This window comes from Sulfidibacter corallicola (genome assembly GCF_017498545.1).
Taxonomy (GTDB): domain Bacteria; phylum Acidobacteriota; class Holophagae; order Acanthopleuribacterales; family Acanthopleuribacteraceae; genus Sulfidibacter; species Sulfidibacter corallicola.
In genome coordinates, this window is the sequence record NZ_CP071793.1 from 10,162,180 (window position 1) to 10,181,610 (window position 19,431).

Genomic DNA, 19,431 nt, shown 5'->3' on the forward strand with positions numbered 1-19,431 from the left:
GGTGCGGGTGCCCGAGGCTCTTCGATTCACGCGGAACCATGCGTCCAGGCCCGAAAAGTCAGCTCGCTTTTCGCGGCTCAAATCATGACAGCAGTGGGAGATCCGAAGCCTCCGAGCACGGACTCCCAGAGGAGACGCGCAACATGAACTCATTTGTATTCCCCAATGGCGGCGCACATCGAGCCCGCCGATTCTTTTCCCCCGCCCTGCTCTTCCTGCTTCTTTTGGTGGGTGCCTCGCGGCTTTTCGCCGGCGGTGTCACCTATATCGACGGCATTTTCTTTCCCTCCGAGGACGGTACCGAAATCTCGGCGAACGTGTTCATTCCGGAAGAAGACGATGCCAACGCCCAGTTCCCGGCCATCATATTCGTGAACAGTTGGGCCCTGGAAAACCACGAGTACATCGTTCAGGCCGCCAAGTTCGCCCACGACGGTTACATCGTCCTCAGTTACAGCTCTCGCGGCTGGGGCTTCTCCGGTGGCCAGGTCAACGTGGCCGGCCCCAAGGACATGGAGGACCTCAGCGCCGCGGTCGACTGGCTGGAGGACCACACCCCGGTCGACGCCGCCAATATCGGCATTTCCGGGATTTCCTATGGCGGCGGCATTTCTCTCCTGGGACTGGCTCAAGAGCCGCGCCTCAAGACGGCCGTCGCCATGAGCTCCTGGGCCGACTTGCGCGAATCGCTGTTCGCCAACGAAACGCCGCGCCTGGTGTGGGGCGGTATCCTGGTGGGATCCGGCTACCTGACCGGCAACATGGACCCCATCATTCTGGAGATGTACACCAACGTTCTCACAAACCGCAATATCCCGGCCACCCTCGAATGGGCCGCCGGTCGCTCGCCGATCACCTATATCGACCGCATCAACGCCAAGGGCGCCCCGGTCTACATCAGCCAGAACTTCGGAGACGAACTGTTCCAACCCAATTCGCTGATCGACTTCTACCAGCGACTGGAGACACCCAAGCGGCTGGACCTGAGTCCAGGCATCCACGCCACGGCCGAATTGGGGGGCCTGATCGGCATTTCCAACTTCATCTGGGACAACGCGCACGACTGGTTCGACCATTGGCTCAAGGGCGAGGACAACGGCGTCATGGACCGCCCACCCGTGTCGATGGTGGTGAAAAACACCGACATCCGCGAACACTACGCGGCTTGGCCGACCGGCCCGGCCGAGGAAGAGCTGTTCTACATGGGCCCGCGCGGCACTTTTTCCAACGGCTCGCTTCGCGACAACCCCAACGGTACCACGCGCACCAACACGATCTACAGCGGCATCCTCAGCGGTGCCACCACCGGACTTCCGGTCATCAGTCCCATCTTCGAAGCACACCTGGAAATCCCCATCCTCACCTGGGTTCCGGGCATCAATCGCTTCTTGGCCACGGTCTACGAGTCGGGATGGCTGGACGAGGAACTGGCCATCCGCGGCATCGCCGAACTCGACATCTGGATTCGACCTTCCAAGAGCCAGGCCCAACTCGTCGCGCACCTGTACGACATGGATTGGACCGGCACCGGCAAGCTGATCAGCCACGGCCCGATCACCCTTCACGATGCCGTCCCCGGCGAAGACATTCGGGTCACGATTCCCTTCGTGGCCACCGCCTACGACGTGCCTGACGGCCACAAACTGGTGGTCGCCATCGACACCTACGATCCGCAATACGGTCCGCCGACCCTGAGCAGCTTCAAGGTTCGCTTTCCCCACAATGCGTCTCGGCAATCGGTGCTGAGCATCCCGCTGGTGGACTAAACCCTCCAAACGGAGGCGGTCGGCCCCTGCGCCGGCCGTTTCTGTCGGGAGCGCCCGACCCCATTTCCCTGCAGGCCAAAATCGACTATGCGAATGGGTTTCAATTCCAACTGAGAAAGAGATTCAAAACCCTGGTTTTATTGGAATTAGACCTCGACAAAGCTTGACCCCCACTCTATTTCGACGCTAGACTCGGGAGCAGTGAAACCGACGCATCGTCGGGTGACCTCGCAGGGCCGTCTCAGCCCGTCGCGAGGGCCCGTACCCGATTCGGCCCGGGAGCCTTCTCCCGTGCGAGTCCGGCGGTTTGATGGCCGAACGGATCTATTCTCACGCATGAGTCCACCCCTCGGTCAGATGGGCTCACACCCCGCAAGCGACAGATCCTCACTCGGTTCGAGAGAGGGATTCGCCTGCATTTCCTCGGGAAGTCTCGACCGAGGGTCAAGGTTTAAGGAGTGATCATGAAAGGAAACGCCAAGGTTATCAAGGTCCTCAACAAGGTCCTATGTAAAGAGCTCACGGGCATCAACCAGTATTTCATTCATTCGAAAATGTGCAAAGACTGGGGTTACAACCGGCTCGCCAAGCATGCATGGGACGAGTCCATCGACGAGATGAAGCACGCCGACGAGGTCATCGAGCGGATTTTGTTCCTCGAGGGCAAACCCGATATGAGCACCTACGACGTCATTCGGATCGGCGGCACGGTGCGCGAGCAGCTCGCCAACGACCTCAAGCTGGAACAAGCCGCGGTGGACAACCTGTTGAAGGGGATCGCCATCACCCTCGAAGAAGGCGACCACACCACGCGCAATTTGTTGGAATCCATTCTCAAAGAAGAAGAAGAACACATCGATTGGCTGGAAACCCAGCTCAGCCTCATCGAAGACATCAGCTACGAGAACTACCTCGCGGAACAGATGGGGAGCCACGGCAACTGATCCCCACCCGGTCCCCCGACCCACGTGATCGTCGGGAGACATCGGCAGCGGCGAGAACGCTGAATCGAAACAATCGCAATGAACGCGAAGGGGCGTCGATATCACTGAATGTCGACGCCCCTTCCCCTTTTTGCACTCCAGTGATGTGGATTACCGACCAAGCCCCATTCGCCGAAACGCGACGACCTGGGCTAAGATAGGAGCACCCAAACCCACTTGACTGTTCCGAGTGGCACTTCCCTCGTTCTGGATTGTTGCCCATGCAGCCGGATTTAAATCGAATGCGCGAAGTGCATCGCGTGTACAAGCAAGCGATCGCGATGCCGGTTCACGCACGCCTGAAATTGCTCGAGAGCTGGCAGGAGCGGGACCCCGACCTGTACGACATGGTCATGGCGCTTCTGGACAGCGCGGACCAGGTGGAGCGCTATTCGCGCGAGGCGTTGGCGCCGCCGCGTGCCGGCGATCGGCTCGGCAGCTACCGGCTCGAACAGGAAATCGGTCAGGGCGGTACCGGTCTCGTCTTCCTCGCCGTGCGCGAAGACGACACGGGTCTGCAGGTCGCCATCAAGATCCTCAAACGCGGCATGGATACCGAACACATCGTGCGCCGCTTCACCCAGGAACGACAAATCCTGGCCGCACTCAACCATCCCTCCATCGCCCAACTGTACGACGCGGGCAGTACGGCGGACGGTTTGCCCTATTTCGTGATGGAGTACGTGGACGGGGAACCCATCGATCAATACTGCGCGCGATTGGAGCTGAGCCGGGACGATCGCCTGAAGCTGTTCGCCAAAGTCAGTGATGCGGTGAGCTTCGCCCACCAAAATCTGGTGATCCACCGCGACCTGAAACCGGCAAACATTCTGGTGACACGCGACGGGGATCCGAAACTGTTGGATTTCGGCATTTCGGGCTTGCTGGACCCGACCACCGGCGCACCGCGAACCGCGACGGACATGAACGAGCGCATGATGACGCTCGAATACGCCAGCCCCGAGCAACTGCGCGGCGAGCGGCTGGGTACCGCGACCGACATCTTCTCCTTGGGGGTCATTCTCTACAAACTCCTCACCGGGCGCCGGCCATTCCGCTTTCCCAGCCGCGAACCCTTTCTGGCAGCGCGCCTGATCTGCGAAACCCCCCCGCTTCGACCCAGTGCCGTAGATCCGGAAGAAGATGGAGAATCCAAGGCGGATCCCTCCTTCGAGCCGGGGAAGCGCTCGCGTCTCGGACGCATGCTTCGCAAGGGCTCCGATATCGACAACATCGCGCTCAAGGCGCTTCATTCGGAACCGGGCGAACGCTATGCCTCCGTCGAACAATTTTCGGAAGACATTCACCGCTACTTTCGCGGATTGCCGATTCTGGCGCGAACCCGAAGCGTCTCCTACCGGATCCGCAAATACTTGGTGCGCAACCGCTGGGTCCTGGCCATGACCACCGCGTTCTTCGCCACGGTGTCGAGCTTCGCCCTGTACACGCTTCATCTCCAGCGGCAAACCGCACGGGAGCGAGACACGGCCGAGCAGGCCCTGCTCTTTCTGACGGAACTTTTCGAGGTCAACAATCCCGATCGATCCAAAGGCGAATCGGTTACGGCCAAGGAACTCCTGGACCGCGGTGCGGCAGAAATCCGCTCGGAAATGGGCGACCGCCCCCAGGCACGAGCGCGCCTGTTGCACTCGATGGGCACCGCCTATCACGGATTGGGCCTGTACCCCAGCGCGATCCAACTCTACGAAACGGCACTTCGGGATTTGCGCGGCGCCACCGGATCGAAGAACAAGGAGGTCGCACAGCTCTTGGAGGATCTGGCCTACAGCTACCGCCTGGCCAGCATGTTGGACCTGGTGGAGCCCACCTTGAAGGAAGCCCTGAAGATTCGCATCGCGCTTCACGGCGAGGCGGATCTGCGCGTCAGCAACACGCTCCATAGCCTGGGTTCCTTCAACCTGGAAATGAGCCGATTTCAGGAAGCGGAATCCTATTACACCCGCGCCTACGACATACGCCACAAGATCTTGGCCTCCGATCACCCGACACTGGGCGACAGCCTCAACGCCTTGGCCATCGTGGACACGATCAAGGGCGACTATCGCGCCGCGGAGAAAAAGTACCGCCAGGTCGAGCACATCGACCGCCAGGTCGGCGGGCCCTTCAGTCGCAATTTGGGATTGGTACTGGCCAATCTGGGTCTGCTCTACTTCGATCAGGGTCTCTACGATCAGGCGCTGAATCTCTTCCAGGAGGCGGTGGCGATCGACCGCAAGCTGCTGGACCAAAACCATCCGTACCTGGGTCAGTCCATCAGCAACCTGGGTCGCCTTTTGCGCGCGATGAAACGCTATCCGGAAGCCGAGCCGCTGCTGGAGGAAGCCCTCGAGTTGTGGACCAAACACCTGGAACCGGGACATTACTATTTCGCCATGGGCAAGACTCGGCTGGGAACCCTGTACATGGACACCCAACGACACGACGAAGCCGAGCGCCTGTTTCGCGAGGCGTTGGTGGTGGCGCTGACCCACTACGGGGAAGATCACGTGCGCACGGCGTACACCCAGATCCGGCTGGCCGAATTGCTCTACCTGCGCGGCCAATACGGCGAGGCCGAACCGCTGGCCCGTTCCGCGATGAGCATCTACCGTCGCTCGTACATCGGCGACAACTACCGCACGGCCAGTGCGGAAAACGTGCTGGGCGCCACCCTGGCCGGGCAAGGTCGTCACGAAGAAGCCCGACCGCTCCTGGAGCACAGTCATGAGGTCCTGAAGAAGGTTCAACCGAACGGCGAGGATACCGCCAAAGCCGAACGACGCGTCGCGCGCCATCTCGCCGATGATTCCACGCCGTAGCAACCGATAGCGACCGCCACGGCCTGATGATCTTTTCGGAAATGGGATGGAGCCCGAGACGGCCGGGTCTCGATCCGCTACCTGGGCGAGTCGCCCGGAGCCGAAGCCTTCGGTGAAGGTTCGACGTGGGTGTCGCCGCGGCCGATGGGTCTGCGCTATGATTCGGGCATCTTCCATCACTTTCACTTCGTGCGGATGGGCACGGCAAGAGGCTTGTACATGGCTTGGCTGGATTTTTTCAAGAGGGGTCGCGGTTCCAAATCCCGCAAGACCGAAGCGCGCGCCAAAACCAAGCCGAAGCCCGCCAAACCGCTCAACCTCACCGAACGACTGATCGCGCAAATGCTCGCCGACGGCATGACTTACACCGAAATCCATGAAGCCTTTCCGGAATTGGACGAGCAAACCATTCGCGCCGCGGCCAAGCGCGCGATGGCCAAAGTGCCGATGTTCCTCGACGGCGGCTGGGACGACGAACCCGTGCTCCGGAAAAAAAACAGGCCTCTTGATCAAGAGGCCTGAGAGGAGAGAAAAATGCTTCTGACAAGTTGTCGTTCTACTGGGAGTATAAAGGTGCAAGATCGGGTAAAAAAGTAAACAAAGAGTAAAACAAAGTTAAATAGACTTCTATCCGACCTATTTTTTCATTCAATCAATATCGTTCTGTTCTTTCCAAGCCGACTGCTTGTACAAAACGGGAATTTTGGGTAAGCGGAATCACCCGGATCAAATCGGGAATCCGCGTGCATGGTTTCGCCCGGGGCTCACTCCGTCGCCCGCTGGGCCTCCCTGTCCACATCTTCGAAGACCAAGGTACTCTGGCGCTGCCGATTCACGACCAACCGCGTCACATCGGGTCGGGAATAATGCCCGGCGGCATCGAAATTCTGGCGTTCACCACGGACCATGTCGTGGTGGATTTCGGCGCAGAACAGCCCTTCCTGATGGCATTGCGGCGGAATGACCCAGGATCCGTCGGGTGCGGCCAAACAGGATCCGCCATTGGCGAAATACTCGTGGCTGTCTTCGGCGACGAGGGCGTCGCGATGAGGCACCGTCTGGGGGATTTGCGACACTTCCAGCATGCCGCTGACGGAGAGCACGAACGAGCGTCCCTCGCGGGCAATGAAACGGGTGATGTCGTTCGTGTTGCGCAGCGAGCCCGGCCAGAGGGCCACGTGCAGGTCCTCTCCCAGTCCGTACAGCGCCGCGCGCGGCAGGGGCATCCAATTCTCCCAGCAATTCAAACCGCCCACCGTGAAGGGCCCCAGAGCGTGAACCTTCAGGCCGTGGCCATCACCGGGCGACCATACCAGCCGTTCTTCGTAGGTGGGCATCAGTTTGCGGTGAACCGATCCGATCTCGCCCTGTTTGTCGATGTAGACCATGCTGCAATACAGGCTGTGGCCACCGCGGTCCACCGGCCGTTCCACGATGCCCAGGTACACGGCGACACCGGCCTTGCGTGCGGCACGACACACGGGATCCAAATGCCCCGCTTCGAGACTTACCGCCTGGTCCAGGTAGCGCGAGAACCAGGTTTTTTGGTCCGGTGCGTCGAAGCGTGCGCCGCCGGTGCGTTCCAGCCAAAAAGGATAACCCGGCACCAGCGCCTCGCCGAAGGCGATCAGATCGCAACCCTCTTCGCCACCGCCCTCGATGTATTGGACGACCTTGTGCAAGGTCGCTTCGCGGTCCATCCAGACCGGAGTGATCTGTGCGGCACCGATCACCAGCGAATCTCTCGATGTTCCCCCATCTTTTTCGGTTTCCGTGTGACTCATAGGCCCATTCCCCTCCCTCAGTTCATGCCCATTGTACTCCCGAACCGGGAACTCAGGGTGACAGATTCACGCGAGGAGAATCGACAACTTCTTCATCCGGAGCCGATTCGGTAAACGCGTAGAGGCGTGATCGCGATCGACCCGAAATGGGAACACATCGGAATCCCTGAACATTCAGCGGCTTACCGAACCGGAAAGGGGGCCTCCTCGAACGCCGGCTCCAAGCCGCTTCCAGAAGGCCATCCCCTACAGGTCGGCGCCGCCCCACAGCACCGAATACTTCTCGCAGTGAACCAGGACCGCCTTGTAGCGACTCAAATCGATTTTTGCGGGCAACGGATAGGATTGGGTTCCCTTGGTCGCTTTGAGCGGGCCGACCACGAATCCACCCACCATCGCGTTTTTTCCGTTGGCTTCGGCAAAGGTTTTGGGAGAAAGCACGATCTTCAGGTCGGGCCCGTTCTTGGTCTTGAAATCACTGCCCAACCGGAGCACTTTTTTTCCACCGATGTCTTTGACCGTGAAGGAGCCGCGTATGTCTTTTTCTTTTTTCTTGAATGTCCCGGAAGGGGTCTGGGCCAGGGCCGTGGTGCCGAGAATCAGCAGCGAGAAAGTCGTCAGCCAAGTGTAGGGTAAAACCTTCATGCGTTACACTCCTTTTTCCCTATGGGTGGGTGTCGACGTGACCATGGGTATTGTCTCACGGCGATTGGATGTCGTTTCCCCGAACAGGACAAAAGACCCTCGACAAATATTCCCGGCATGGCGAACTTCCAACCTCGTGCGTGGCAGCCACCCGCCGGAGAAGATCCAACGAAACGAGGCGGGGCCACCTACCTTTATCACGCCTTTCAAGGTACTTACAAATACCACCAACAGCCGCCCCACTTCCCCTCCATGAACTGGAATTGCATTGCGTGACGTCGCCCCCTGATCCAGGTGTGCCTCCTCTGTTAGATTGAAAACAGAGGCGCATCCCCCGGTGCGATGGCCGGTTCCGCAACCACTCGTGGATGCTCCTCTATGTGAGTTTTTTGTGAGGAAAACATCAAGATATGAGCCGCGTTTGTCGATAGAAGGCCTATCACGACGTACTCACCAGCCCGTTCATCAAAGCGGTTCCATATTATCGGAACAGACCCGTCACGCAAATCCTACATGGGAATGCCACCATACTGATACTTCCCGACGGTGGGACACTCGCGCGCGCGACGCCCATAGATCACCCGAGATCCGAACTTTCAGCCAACCTTCCCTGACACCTGGTTCCGTCCCCGTTTCCAACACGTCGAATTCAGTCTGTACCATTCCACGAACTCAACCTTTCAGCCGCCAGTGAAGGCTTTGCCGGCCTCATCCACCGGCAGGACATAGCCGCGGGAAGCGATGTTACGGACATCCGTGCGATTTCGGAAACCGCGCGTCACACGCAACCACCAGACGTCAGGCACTCTCGGCCTCCGAACCCATGGGTCGGGCGGTCACGCCCCGCGTCGCTTTTGGAAGGGAGCTCCAAGTTGAAGGCAAGTATCTACCTGTCGATCGAATTCATCATCATTTTTTGGATTCTGCCGCTCCTGTACGTCATGGGCTGGCTCCCGCTTCCCGTGATTCCGACGCTGCTCATCGTGACGGTTCTCTGTTTCATCGTGCTCTACCGCGACGAGGGGTTCAATCTCCGCCGCCTCTGGCGCCCCGCCGCCCTTCGCAAGGTCGCCCTTCCGCTATTCGGTTTCTTCGCCATGAGCGCCATCGGCCTGGCCCTGGTCGTGTGGCTCTGGGAACGCGATCAGTTCTTTCACCTGCCCGCCCACAAGCCCTACATCTACCTGACCCTGATGTTTTTCTATCCGGTCTTTTCCGTGTATCCCCAAGAACTGGTTTATCGCGCCTTCTTCTTTAGGCGCTATCGACACATCTTTCCCAGTAAAACGATGCTGGTCTGGATGAGCGCCCTGGCTTTCGGTTGGATGCACATCGTCTTCGAAAACGTCTGGGCGGTCGCCCTCACGTTGGTGGGAGGATACCTGTTCGCCCGTACCTACCTGCGCACCCGCTCGCTGTTCTGCGTGGGTCTGGAACACTCGCTCTACGGATGCTTCATCTTCACCGTCGGTCTGGGTCGCTACTTCTTTTCCGGTAGCCTGGGATAGAAAAAGCGCATAATACTGAAGATACAGGTTCCCAAGAGGAGGCGGTTATGGGTCTGTTCACCATGGTGTTCTCGATCGTCTTGGTGGTGTTCGCGGCCGGCGTGGCCACCAGTTGGATCAAGGCACAAAAGGAAATCAGTGCGAACGATTCGGCATCCAGCCGGCGCATCCAGGAGTTGGAGCAACGGCTGGCCGTCATGGAAAAGCGACTGGCGAACATCGAAACCATCGCCACATCGAAAGAGTACTCGCTCGCCAAGAAGTTCGAAGAATTGGAAAAAGTCTGACACACGCCGGCACCGTCGTCTCGTCGCTCGATCCGCATCGGGGTGACCACGTCCTTTCGAAGCGGAAAACGCGGTAGGCCGCCGATCGACCAATGGGTCTTGCCATCGAGGCTCGAGTGCGGCACCCGAGCCGTTCCGGTTTCCCAGGATCACAGGCACATACCGACGGATAGGTGTGGCCGGAAGCCGCCCAGACAGGTGCATCAGGCGTGTTTGGGGAAGGCGAACACGGCGATGGCACCACCCTCGGGGTGGTTTCGCAGGGTGACGGCGGCTTGATGGAGTTCGGCCACCTGACGGACGATGCTCAACCCCAATCCCGAACTCTTCTTGCCGTTGTCCGGCCGCTGCAATGAATAGAACCGTTCGAAGATCCGGCCGAGGGCGTAGTCCGGAATACCGGGTCCGCTGTCCTGAATGAATACCTTGCGGTCGTCGAACCAAATGCGGATCGAGCCACCCTGGGGCGTGAATTCCTGGGCGTTTTGCAGCAGGTTGCTGAAGGCCAGGCGCAGCAGGAATCGTTCGCCGCGTACCTGAAACCCCGACTCGGGTTCGAACGCAATCCGGATCTGCTTGGATTGGATGCGGGGGCCCGCCTCGTCGAGGATATCCGAAAGAACCTCGACCAGGTCGACCTGGGCCAGATTGCGCAACGTACGGCGGTTCTCGATCGCCGACAGCTCCAACAAACGATCGACGATGTGTTGAATGCGGCGCGTCTCGCCCCTGATGTTGGCGATGAAGGCCAACCGCCGCTCTTCGGGCATCTCCTCTTCCAACAGTTCGGCCGCCCCGCGAATGGCCGAGATCGGGCTCTTGATTTCGTGGGTGAGCGTCTGGACGTACTGCTCCACGTAGCTCTTGCCTTCGATGGCGTCGCGCATCTCGTCGAAGGCCTTGGCCAGCATGCCCATGTCGCCCCGCCCGAGGTTGGGAACCGCGGCACGCCGGCCATCGCGCACGGCCAAGCTGTATTCCGTCAATTGTTGAATGGGGCGATTGACCCACAACCCGATCAGGAACCCCCAAAACAGCACCAACAAACTGGCGATCAGCACCCCTTGAAACGCTTCCTCGCGAACTTTCTGAAAGAAGCCGAACCCCTGGGTGGTGGGCTTGTACACGGTCACCACACCCAGGATGCGGCCATCCACCTCCACCGGCGAGGCGACGTAGAACATCTGGATGCGGCCGTCGGGCGAGTCCTGCCAGGTGGCCCGTGCGCCGTATTCCCCGTCCAGGGTTCGCGCCACGTCGTTCCAGCCGCTGTAGTCCTCACCGATCCGGTTGTGGTCGGTGCTGTCGAAAAGCACGATCCCGCGAGCATCGGTGACGTAGACCCCGAACTCCACACGGGTCTTGATGGCGTCGTAGATCAGTGCTTCGAAACGGCGCCAGATGGCGTGACTGACCAGCTCGCGAAAGCCCTCCAATTCGATTTCCCCATGTTGTGAACGACGCGCGATATCGCTGGAGAACACGGTCGCCAATTCCAGCATGTCGTCCTCGATGGACTCGAGGTAGATGGGCCGGACCGATTGGTCGACGCGATTCAGCAGGTACAGGAAGCCGGCGGTCACGGTCACGATGAAGGCGATCATGATGCGGGTACGGACTTTCATGACCCGTCCTGCTGGGTTTCCTTCAATGCGTAGCCCACGCCGCGAATGGTGTTGATGGGATCGAAGCCGGGCTTGACCGCCTTGAGCTTGGCGCGCAGAGACTTGATGTGGGCATCCACGGTTCGGTCCATACTGGCTTCGGGCTCGTCCCAAGCCATGTCCATCAACTGGTCACGCGTGAACACCTGACCGGGACGCTGCACCAGGATCTTGAGCAATCGGTATTCGTAGCGCGACAACTGCAATCTGCGACCGTGATAGGAAATGGCGAGCCGGGCCTCGTCGATCTCGAAGACGCGCTTCACCGGAGCCGCCGTCGGGTCGCCACCATTGGCTGGGGCCGCCTCGCCCACCCCAGCGCCGTTGGTGTATCGGCGCAGCACGGCCTTGACTCGAGCCGCGAGTTCGCGCGGACTGAAGGGCTTGACCACGTAGTCGTCGCCGCCAATCTCGAGGCCGACCACCCGATCGATTTCGTCCGAACGCGCGGTAAGAAAAATGATCGGCGTCGTGTGGGTCTGACGGATGCGCTTGCAGAGTTCGAACCCGTTGAGGTCGGGCAGGCCCACGTCCAACACGATCAGCGAAACGGGTTTCTCCTCGAGACGGCTCAATCCCTCGCTGGCCGTCCCACACCAGGTCCAGTTGAATCCTTCCGTACTCAGGGCGTAGGTAATGGTATCCGCGATCGAGGGTTCGTCCTCGATGACCAGAATGTGATCGCTCATAACAGCAGTTCCTCGATGGAAAGATGGAAGATGGTCGGGGGATCACACAGGGTTCCGCCACCCGCGAGGCCTGGCCGTGCATCGGTGCGGTACGATCCAACCCGACTTTCGGAAATGACTCGAACCGATCGAAATCGAGAGGCTTAACTTTAGCACGCCGCCCGCCCACCACAGGATGGCTTCCGTCGATAAACCCGGGCGATTTGGTGAAAAACCGCGACTTGCAGGAATGCGTGCCGCGCTTGTCTCGTTTTCAACCGCAAACGTTCTTTTTGGGAGATGTCCATGCGCCCCGTGATCTCACTGATGTGCCTCCTTTCCATGCCGTTTGCGATCGCTTCCGAACCCGCGAACGAGGGCAGCCGGTCTTCGACTTCCGCCCCGCCCTCCTTTGCGGTCGTCGAACTGTTCACCTCGGAGGGCTGTTCTTCATGCCCGCCGGCGGAGGCCTATTTAAACGAACTGGCCCGTCGTGCCCAATCGGAGGAACCGGCGATCTATCCCCTCGCCTTTCACGTGGATTACTGGGACTACCTGGGCTGGAAGGACCCGGCGGCTCGCCCCGAACACAGCCGGCGCCAACGGCTCTACGCCCGCCTTCTCGAGCCCAATCGGGTCTACACGCCGCAGATGTTCGTCAACGGCGGATCGGGGTTTGTCGGTTCCGACCGCGCGACGGGAGATCTGGTCATCGAACAGGCCCTGAAACGAACCGACCGGACTCCCCGGAGCGGAAATGCGAACAAACCCACGCTGTCCCTCGCAGGATCGACGATCGAGCACAGTGTCGAGATCCAATATCGGGTGGCGCACCTACCCAAGGGTTGCGTGTTGAATCTCGCGCTCGTGAGCGACGTGGACCCGCGCACCATCGGTGCCGGTGAGAACCGAGGCAGGAAGCTCCATCACGCCAACGTCGTGCGCAACTTCGCCCAAATCGAATTGGACGCGGCGAGCGCCAGCGGCAACACCGCCCTGAAACTCCCGAAAGACCTGAAGGGACGATCGAGTTCCGTCATCGGCTACATCCAGAACGCCGAGACCCTGGCCGTGGTGGCCGCCGCTCGCCTGACCTACTGAATCGCCGTGCCGGCCGTGTGCCCGATTAGCGGTGATCGGTTTCAGGCGCGGGCGCTGGCCATCCCTCGAAGCGCCTCAGCGACCCTAAACGGGCCTGACCGTCAGCCACAGCAGCAACAGGGCCCCGGTCAGCGCACTCGCGAGGAGGCCACAGGTGCCGAGTCGAAGCAGGAACATGATGCGTGGGTGACGGACCTTCTCGTCGATATCGCCTTCGGTGCGTTCCCGCACCACCCGTGCGATCCACATCCAATGGGAAAGGCAAAAAACGAGGAAATCATCGATCTGACCCAACCCCAGGATCACGTCAGGGATCAGGTCGGCCGGCATGACCACGTAGACCAAAGAAACCACCATCGCAAGCACCACGCGAAGCATCATGACTCCGGAGCGAAGAACCTGAACCCAGGCTTCCACAAGAAACCGGGTCAGGAGTCCGGCAATGCGGTCGATCAGCCGATCCCCTTTCCACCACAAAAGCGAAAAGGACAGCAACAGCACAGCGATCCAAATGACCGGGAACAGGGTCGTGTCCATGGGACGGGCCTCCGCTTGGGGCGTAATCGAAGACGCCAGGCTAGGAATCGTGACCGGGTGAACCGGGGCGGTGTGGGAAAAGGGATCGGAAGAGACCAGCGCGCGAAACGGTGGGACCAGAAGATCGGCAACCGTTTACAGTGTAGCCCGGGTGGCCGTCGTCGGGTGGTGAAGTTCGGGTTGCCGAGGTCGGGTTGCCGAGGTCGGGTTGCCGAGATCATCATTCAGGAACCACCCAAGGGTCCCTCTAGACAGTTCCGGCGCGAACCGGGCCCCGACGGGGACAGTCGGGCCGAACCATCCCACCGGTACCCGCGCTGCCATGGGCGTCAAAGGCTCCGACGGACGAGCCAAGGGCCTCAGCCGGCGAGCTGAAAACGGTTCACGATGTTTTCCAACTCCCCACTGAGGTCTTTCAGATCCATGGCTTGATTGTTCACCGATTCGACCGCATCGGCAAGGCCCCGCCCGCTGAGTTCCACACCCGCCACGTCCTGATTGAGACGCACCTGGTTGCCGGCCATTTGATTGACCAGCGTCTGAACTTCCTGGATGTTGGAAGAAACGCCACTGATCGCCTGGGACACCTCGGCCGTCGCCGCCTTTTGCTCGTGAACGAAAGAAACGATATTGTCGATCACCTTGTCCACGTCCCCAATGACGAAGGCGATCTGTGAGATTTCCGACGCGGAGCTTTCGGTCTCGACCTGAATGCTCTCCAGCTTTCCGCGAATCTGCTGAATGGCCCTGTTGGTCTGTTGGGCCAGAATTTTCACCTCTTCGGCAACCACCGCGAAACCCTTGCCCGATTGACCGGCGCGGGCGGCCTCGATGGTGGCGTTGAGGGCCAACAGCTTGGTCTGATCGGAAATGTTGACGATGACCTCGACCACCTGATCCATATGACGGGCGGAGTTGCGCAACTCGTTGACATTGGTCATGGCGGCAGTGGTCTGGTCGACCGCCCCTTTACTGGTCTTGACCACCAATTCCGAGCTCTGGGCGATGGCGGAACTGGCGACGGACATTTGTTCGGCACTGGAAGCGACGCTGGCGGACAAGTCGCCGGCCTCTCCGAATCGCCGGGACGCCACCTCGATGGTATTGGTGACTTCCTTGGAAAAGAGTCCCAATCCCTTCGCTTTCTCCAGCAGGCCCTTGGCTTCCGTTTGAAGCCCATCGGAAACGGCGGTGAGCTCGCTGGAGTTACGCGACAGGTCCTTGCCGTGCCGGGAAATCTCGCGCAGCATGATACTGAGATCCGCGCACATGGTGTTCAGGGCGCGGCACAGGTCGCCGACCTCGTCGCGATTGAACCGCTCCACCTGTTGGCTCAAATCCCCCGCCGACACCGCCCGAGCCAGATCGATGGCGCGCGCCAGGGGCTTCACGACGCGTTGGCGGCAAATCCAAAAGGCCAGGAAGGCACACAGCAAACTCACGATGAACCCGTAGGTCACGATCGATTTCAACGCCTGGACCTTGCCCTCGGAAAGCGACTGATAACCGCCGACGATGGCGTTCATCTCGGCCAGAACCTCCAAGTTGACGGTGCGCAGTTCCGCTTCGAGCGCACTGTCCAACGGGAGCCCCTCGCGGGCCTGAGAGATCAGGATCTCGCTGTCGGCGATCATCGTCCGCCATTTGGCGCGAACCGACTCGAGCTGCACCAGAAGCCCGTCATCGGTAGTGGCGGGAAGGGTGACCTCTTTAGTCGCGGCCAGATCGGCGTAGGTGGCCCCGCCCTTGGTGAGGGCCTCGAGGCTCCGCTCGAAAAGGGTGCGGGTGACGGCGAGTTGGGCCGTTCTCGGCTGGCCCTCACCGGTGAATTGGCCCGGATGCGTCAATTCGATGAAGACCTCTTTGGTGAATTTCTGACTGAGCATGCGCTGGCGACCCGCCACATTGATCACCAGGCCATCGTTCTTTTGATGTTCCAGGATTTGGAAGGCCGAAATGCCGACCCCCAAAAAACACAGCAACATCAGGATCACCGGACCTTGGATGTACCAGGTCAACGAACCTTTTCCCATATCTGCCACCCACTCCCTAAAAGACAGGATCCTCGACCATCTTCATCCAGAACAAGGATTGGGTCACACTGAAGAAAAAAAGCTGCGATACACTTCAGTGATTGATCTCGTCGCGATTTTTATACCGGGAGTCGGCAGGTTCCGCCCCAAACTTGAAAATGAAACGGAGGCGGTCGAAAAAAGATCGGGCCAAAAACGGAAAACGCCGTGACGGGATGATTCCCGTACACGGCGTTTCTTCAGGCGATCACTGTGGAAACAGTGGCTCGCCACCCCGAATTCCTAGGAATTCGGATCGGGTCTGGCTTACCAGGAACGTGCGGGACGCGGCTGACGCTCGCGAGCTTCGTTCACGTTCAGGGCACGGCCGTCGAGTTCTTTGCCGTTCATCGCTTCGATGGCGGACAGAGCGTCGTCGCGGTTGACGTAGGTTGCGAAAGCAAAACCGCGAGAACGACCCGTTTCACGATCGGTGATGAGGCGCATCTGCTCGATTTCGCCAAACTGCTCAAAGTGTTCCAACAGAGTGGCTTCGTCGGTAGACCAGGCCAGATTTCCGATAAAGATTTTCATGCTACATGTCTCCATTTTCAGGGTCTGCGGTGCGTGCCAACCCGAAAGTCGGTGATGGTGGCACCTGGGTGGGCAATTGGTTAACGGACTTTCAAAAAATTCACCTTGGTTGTGGAACCCATCATGGGTCCTTCCCTATGCCGCAGAGCCACTTGCCTGAAACTGGAAAAATGGTCTATTCCTACGAACTCAAAGAAGAATCGGAACACGCTGCACTTAACGGGAACGGGAGAGGTTTTTTGATCGAGAAACGCCATGGTGGCCTATCTCATATCAAATGTCGGGTTAAATCGGTTATAGAAACCAACTCACTCACAACACCGGCCATTCTATAGGACACCAGAAGGGGTAGCAACTGTTATTTTGTGAGAAAGTGATGATATACCAGTGAGAAAAACCCCAATAGCGATCCGATCGGCGAAATTTGGCGGAAAAAATGCCGGTTCATTTTCGGCGAGAGGTCGCATGCCATTAAAAATTCGGTCCTCGATTCACCGGAACCCGATAAAGGCCCAAGAGCGCGAGAAACCGGCCCGCAAGCGGAGGCCAGGTCCATCGATCTCACGGAAACCAAGTTCCCAGACCGCGGAAAACCCCACAAACACTCACAAATCCCACCCCCGCACGAATCACCCTAAGTCCCTATTTACTTTGATTTACATTTTAAAACCATTATAATTTCGAACTTTGACCCGCAAACATTTCAGTGGTGAACAATGACTTTTCCGCCCGGTCCCGCGCTACCCGAATCCGAACAGTTACGACTCATGCGCACGGCACCCATCGACTTCATCGAATCCTGTCATCGCGACTTCGGTTCGATCTTCACCTTGCAACTCGGCCGTTTCGGGAACACGGAGGTCACGGAAACGAACAACGGAAAGTGGGTCATCGTCACCAAGCCGGACGATGTCAAGACTTTGTTCAAGGCGGACCCGGATCGGGTGCTCGCCGGAGCCGCCAACAAGATCCTTTTCGGTGGAAAAACCCAAACGGGTGGGATCATCCGACTGGACGGAAGAGCCCATGCGGAGATTCGCCGCGTATATCAGCCCATTTTCACGGGTGCGAGCATGAAGGCCTACATTCCCGCCATCATCGCGGCGGCGGAGCGCCAGGCCAAGGCCTGGTCGCGAACCCGGCCCTTTCCGTTGCTGCCCGAACTGCAGCGCATCACCATTCGGGTCATCGCCCACTCGATTCTGGGTTTCCCCCGCGAAGAACTGGAAATCCTGTGCCCGCGCCTGATGTGCCTCGAGGATGCGGCCATCAAGGGCCAGCAACGGGTCATGGTCGAGCGGGAATTGAGCCGTATCGTGACCGACCACATCGAACGCTACGCCGGTGCGGACATGAGCCATCGGGTGGACGTCTTCGCCCGCCTGACACAGGTCCAGAAAAGCGATGGCCGACGCCTGAGCGCCAAGGAGCTGCACGACGAGCTGATCACCTTGCTGAAGGCCGGTTTCGGCACCACCAGCAACGCCCTCGCGTGGCTTTTCGGCTGCATCTTGCGGGATCCCGCCATCTACATCCAGGTCGTGTCCGAATTGGAACGCGTCACCCAGGGCGCGGCGGTGGCACGCGATCATGTGGAACGGCTGACCTACCTGGACGCCGTCATCAAGGAAATGCTGCGCCTTTGCCCTTCCATAGGCGGGTTCACCGGCGTGCGCTACCTGGCCGACCCTCTCGAGCTCGGCGGCTATCCCCTGCCCGCCGGCACCATGGTCGCGGTGGCCACCCACGTCCTGCATCGCGATCCCGATGTGTACGAGGACCCGCTCGTCTTCAGACCCGAGCGCTTCCTGGAACACAAAGTTTCGATCTACAGTTGGGCGCCATTCGGTGGCGGCAACCGCATGTGTGTGGGCAAGTCCTTCGCCATTCAGGAGATGAAGGTCGTGGTGGCAACCCTGCTGACACGACTGGAAATGCGCCTGGATCAACCGATCGGCAAACCCGAGGTCCAGGGTTTCTTCTGCGCACCGAGCGGACGGGGCCCCCTGGTCCGGGTTCGCGACCGCATCGCCGGCCTCACCCGCGGCTAGGTCGATCACCACGAAAAAAGGGCCGCCTTCCCAGCGGGAAGACAGCCCTTTCCATCATGCTTTCGGTGGTGGAACCGAACGACTTACTTGCCGGCGACCTGCTTGGCCACTTCTTCGGCGAAGTTGTCGACTTTCTTTTCGATGCCCTGACCCAACTCGTAGCGCACGAAACGGCGCAGGGTGATTTTTTCACCGATGTTGTGGGTGGTTTCCTTGATCAGGTCCTGAACGGAAACCTTGGGATCCTTGACGAACTTCTGCTCGAGCAGGCAGTGATCTTCGTAGAATTTCTCCATTTTGCCGGTCACGATCTTTTCCACGACCTTCTCGGGCTTGCCGCTGGCGATGGCACGGTCACGCGCGATATCCTTTTCTTCTTTGAGGATCTCGGGAGTGACTTCTTCGCGAGACAGGAAGCGGGGGTTGGCAGCCGCGATGTGGAGGGCGATGTCCTTGGCCAGGCTCTGGAAGTTCTCGTTGCGAGCGGTGAAGTCGGTCTCGCAATTGAGTTCCAAAAGAACGCCGATGCGGCCGTTGCCGTGTACGTAGGAAGTCACGGTTCCCTCGGCGGCGATACGCGCGGCAAGTTTCTCCACCTTCTTCTCACTACGCTTGCGCAGGTAGGTGACGGCCTCATCGATGTTGCCGTTGCACTCGACAAGTGCTTTCTTACACTCCATCATACCGAGGCCGGTACGCTCTCTGAGTTCTTTCACATCTTTTGCGCTAATGGACATGTTGTTCTCCTAATAACTTGTTCTGACAATTCTGCCAACGATTCGGCTCGTGAGTTCATCCGGTTTTCAATTCGCGTGATGGGAACGCCGCCGAGGTCGCGTCTCATCTGTTTCTTGTCCGGGACCCGGGGAGCGGGAAACCAGAAGCTCGTGGTCCGCTCGTGAAAACGGCCGGGTACGCCGGCATCACCATTCCGTAATCGCCACAATCCCGTATGTTTGCCATACGCCTGTGAGCCAAAGATGAGCAAACGGGGAGAAGGGTGACAAAAACG

Annotated in this window: 16 protein-coding genes; 8 read left to right on the forward strand and 8 right to left on the reverse strand. The window is 59.3% G+C overall.

The window, feature by feature from the left end:
* Positions 1 to 143 precede the first annotated feature (143 nt).
* The 4 genes from J3U87_RS30700 to J3U87_RS30715 all read left to right on the forward strand — a co-directional run bounded on the left by J3U87_RS30700 (position 144) and on the right by J3U87_RS30715 (position 6,090).
* The gene (locus J3U87_RS30700; RefSeq protein ID WP_237379618.1) at positions 144 to 1,766 is read left to right on the forward strand and encodes an alpha/beta fold hydrolase; all 1,623 of its coding nucleotides are present in this window, start codon (positions 144 to 146) and stop codon (positions 1,764 to 1,766) included.
* 464 nt (positions 1,767 to 2,230) lie between these two features.
* Positions 2,231 to 2,710 carry a bacterioferritin gene (gene bfr, locus J3U87_RS30705; protein ID WP_237379619.1) on the forward strand — a complete coding sequence of 160 codons (480 nt, stop codon included), beginning with the start codon at positions 2,231 to 2,233 and terminating at the stop codon, positions 2,708 to 2,710.
* Between the two features lie 260 nt (positions 2,711 to 2,970).
* Positions 2,971 to 5,568, forward strand: coding sequence for a serine/threonine-protein kinase (locus J3U87_RS30710; protein ID WP_237379620.1), 2,598 nt, complete (start codon positions 2,971 to 2,973; stop codon positions 5,566 to 5,568).
* A 219-nt stretch (positions 5,569 to 5,787) separates the two neighbouring features.
* Positions 5,788 to 6,090 (forward strand): DUF433 domain-containing protein, encoded by a 303-nt coding sequence (locus J3U87_RS30715; RefSeq protein WP_237379621.1) that lies wholly within the window; start codon positions 5,788 to 5,790, stop codon positions 6,088 to 6,090.
* Positions 6,091 to 6,332: 242 nt separating this feature from the next.
* Here the strand turns inward: J3U87_RS30715 and J3U87_RS30720 are convergent, their stop codons facing one another.
* Both J3U87_RS30720 and J3U87_RS30725 read right to left on the reverse strand, forming a co-directional pair.
* The gene (locus J3U87_RS30720; RefSeq protein WP_237379622.1) at positions 6,333 to 7,352 is read right to left on the reverse strand and encodes a carbon-nitrogen hydrolase family protein; all 1,020 of its coding nucleotides are present in this window, start codon (positions 7,350 to 7,352) and stop codon (positions 6,333 to 6,335) included.
* A gap of 246 nt (positions 7,353 to 7,598) precedes the next feature.
* Positions 7,599 to 7,997: a DM13 domain-containing protein gene (locus J3U87_RS30725; RefSeq protein ID WP_237379623.1), complete on the reverse strand. Its 399-nt coding sequence runs from the start codon at positions 7,995 to 7,997 to the stop codon at positions 7,599 to 7,601.
* Between the two features lie 872 nt (positions 7,998 to 8,869).
* On the opposite strand from J3U87_RS30725, the gene J3U87_RS30730 reads away from it, so the two are divergent.
* On the forward strand, positions 8,870 to 9,505 hold the full coding sequence (locus J3U87_RS30730) for a CPBP family intramembrane glutamic endopeptidase (protein WP_237379624.1): 636 nt from the start codon (positions 8,870 to 8,872) through the stop codon (positions 9,503 to 9,505).
* A 47-nt stretch (positions 9,506 to 9,552) separates the two neighbouring features.
* The gene (locus tag J3U87_RS30735) at positions 9,553 to 9,792 is read left to right on the forward strand and encodes a hypothetical protein (RefSeq protein WP_237379625.1); all 240 of its coding nucleotides are present in this window, start codon (positions 9,553 to 9,555) and stop codon (positions 9,790 to 9,792) included.
* Between the two features lie 203 nt (positions 9,793 to 9,995).
* Here J3U87_RS30735 and creC read toward each other — a convergent pair whose 3' ends face one another.
* The gene (gene creC, locus J3U87_RS30740; RefSeq protein ID WP_237379626.1) at positions 9,996 to 11,417 is read right to left on the reverse strand and encodes a two-component system sensor histidine kinase CreC; all 1,422 of its coding nucleotides are present in this window, start codon (positions 11,415 to 11,417) and stop codon (positions 9,996 to 9,998) included.
* On the reverse strand, positions 11,414 to 12,145 hold the full coding sequence (gene creB, locus J3U87_RS30745; protein WP_237379627.1) for a two-component system response regulator CreB: 732 nt from the start codon (positions 12,143 to 12,145) through the stop codon (positions 11,414 to 11,416). The genes creC and creB overlap by 4 nt, the downstream gene beginning before the upstream one ends.
* A 285-nt stretch (positions 12,146 to 12,430) precedes the next feature.
* On the opposite strand from creB, the gene J3U87_RS30750 reads away from it, so the two are divergent.
* Complete coding sequence (locus J3U87_RS30750; protein ID WP_237379628.1) at positions 12,431 to 13,225, forward strand: DUF1223 domain-containing protein; 795 nt, start codon at positions 12,431 to 12,433, stop codon at positions 13,223 to 13,225.
* Positions 13,226 to 13,309: 84 nt separating this feature from the next.
* Here the strand turns inward: J3U87_RS30750 and J3U87_RS30755 are convergent, their stop codons facing one another.
* From J3U87_RS30755 to J3U87_RS30765, 3 genes are all read right to left on the reverse strand, one after another.
* Entirely contained in the window at positions 13,310 to 13,762 is a 453-nt protein-coding gene (locus tag J3U87_RS30755; protein WP_237379629.1) for a DUF1232 domain-containing protein, read from the reverse strand.
* A gap of 359 nt (positions 13,763 to 14,121) precedes the next feature.
* Complete coding sequence (locus J3U87_RS30760; protein ID WP_237379630.1) at positions 14,122 to 15,795, reverse strand: methyl-accepting chemotaxis protein; 1,674 nt, start codon at positions 15,793 to 15,795, stop codon at positions 14,122 to 14,124.
* 306 nt (positions 15,796 to 16,101) lie between these two features.
* On the reverse strand, positions 16,102 to 16,368 hold the full coding sequence (locus J3U87_RS30765; protein WP_237379631.1) for an RNA recognition motif domain-containing protein: 267 nt from the start codon (positions 16,366 to 16,368) through the stop codon (positions 16,102 to 16,104).
* A 716-nt stretch (positions 16,369 to 17,084) separates the two neighbouring features.
* Here J3U87_RS30765 and J3U87_RS30770 point away from each other — a divergent pair.
* Complete coding sequence (locus J3U87_RS30770) at positions 17,085 to 18,419, forward strand: cytochrome P450 (RefSeq protein ID WP_237379632.1); 1,335 nt, start codon at positions 17,085 to 17,087, stop codon at positions 18,417 to 18,419.
* A gap of 83 nt (positions 18,420 to 18,502) precedes the next feature.
* Here J3U87_RS30770 and tsf read toward each other — a convergent pair whose 3' ends face one another.
* Positions 18,503 to 19,156 carry a translation elongation factor Ts gene (gene tsf / locus J3U87_RS30775; protein ID WP_237379633.1) on the reverse strand — a complete coding sequence of 218 codons (654 nt, stop codon included), beginning with the start codon at positions 19,154 to 19,156 and terminating at the stop codon, positions 18,503 to 18,505.
* Positions 19,157 to 19,431: the final 275 nt, after the last annotated feature.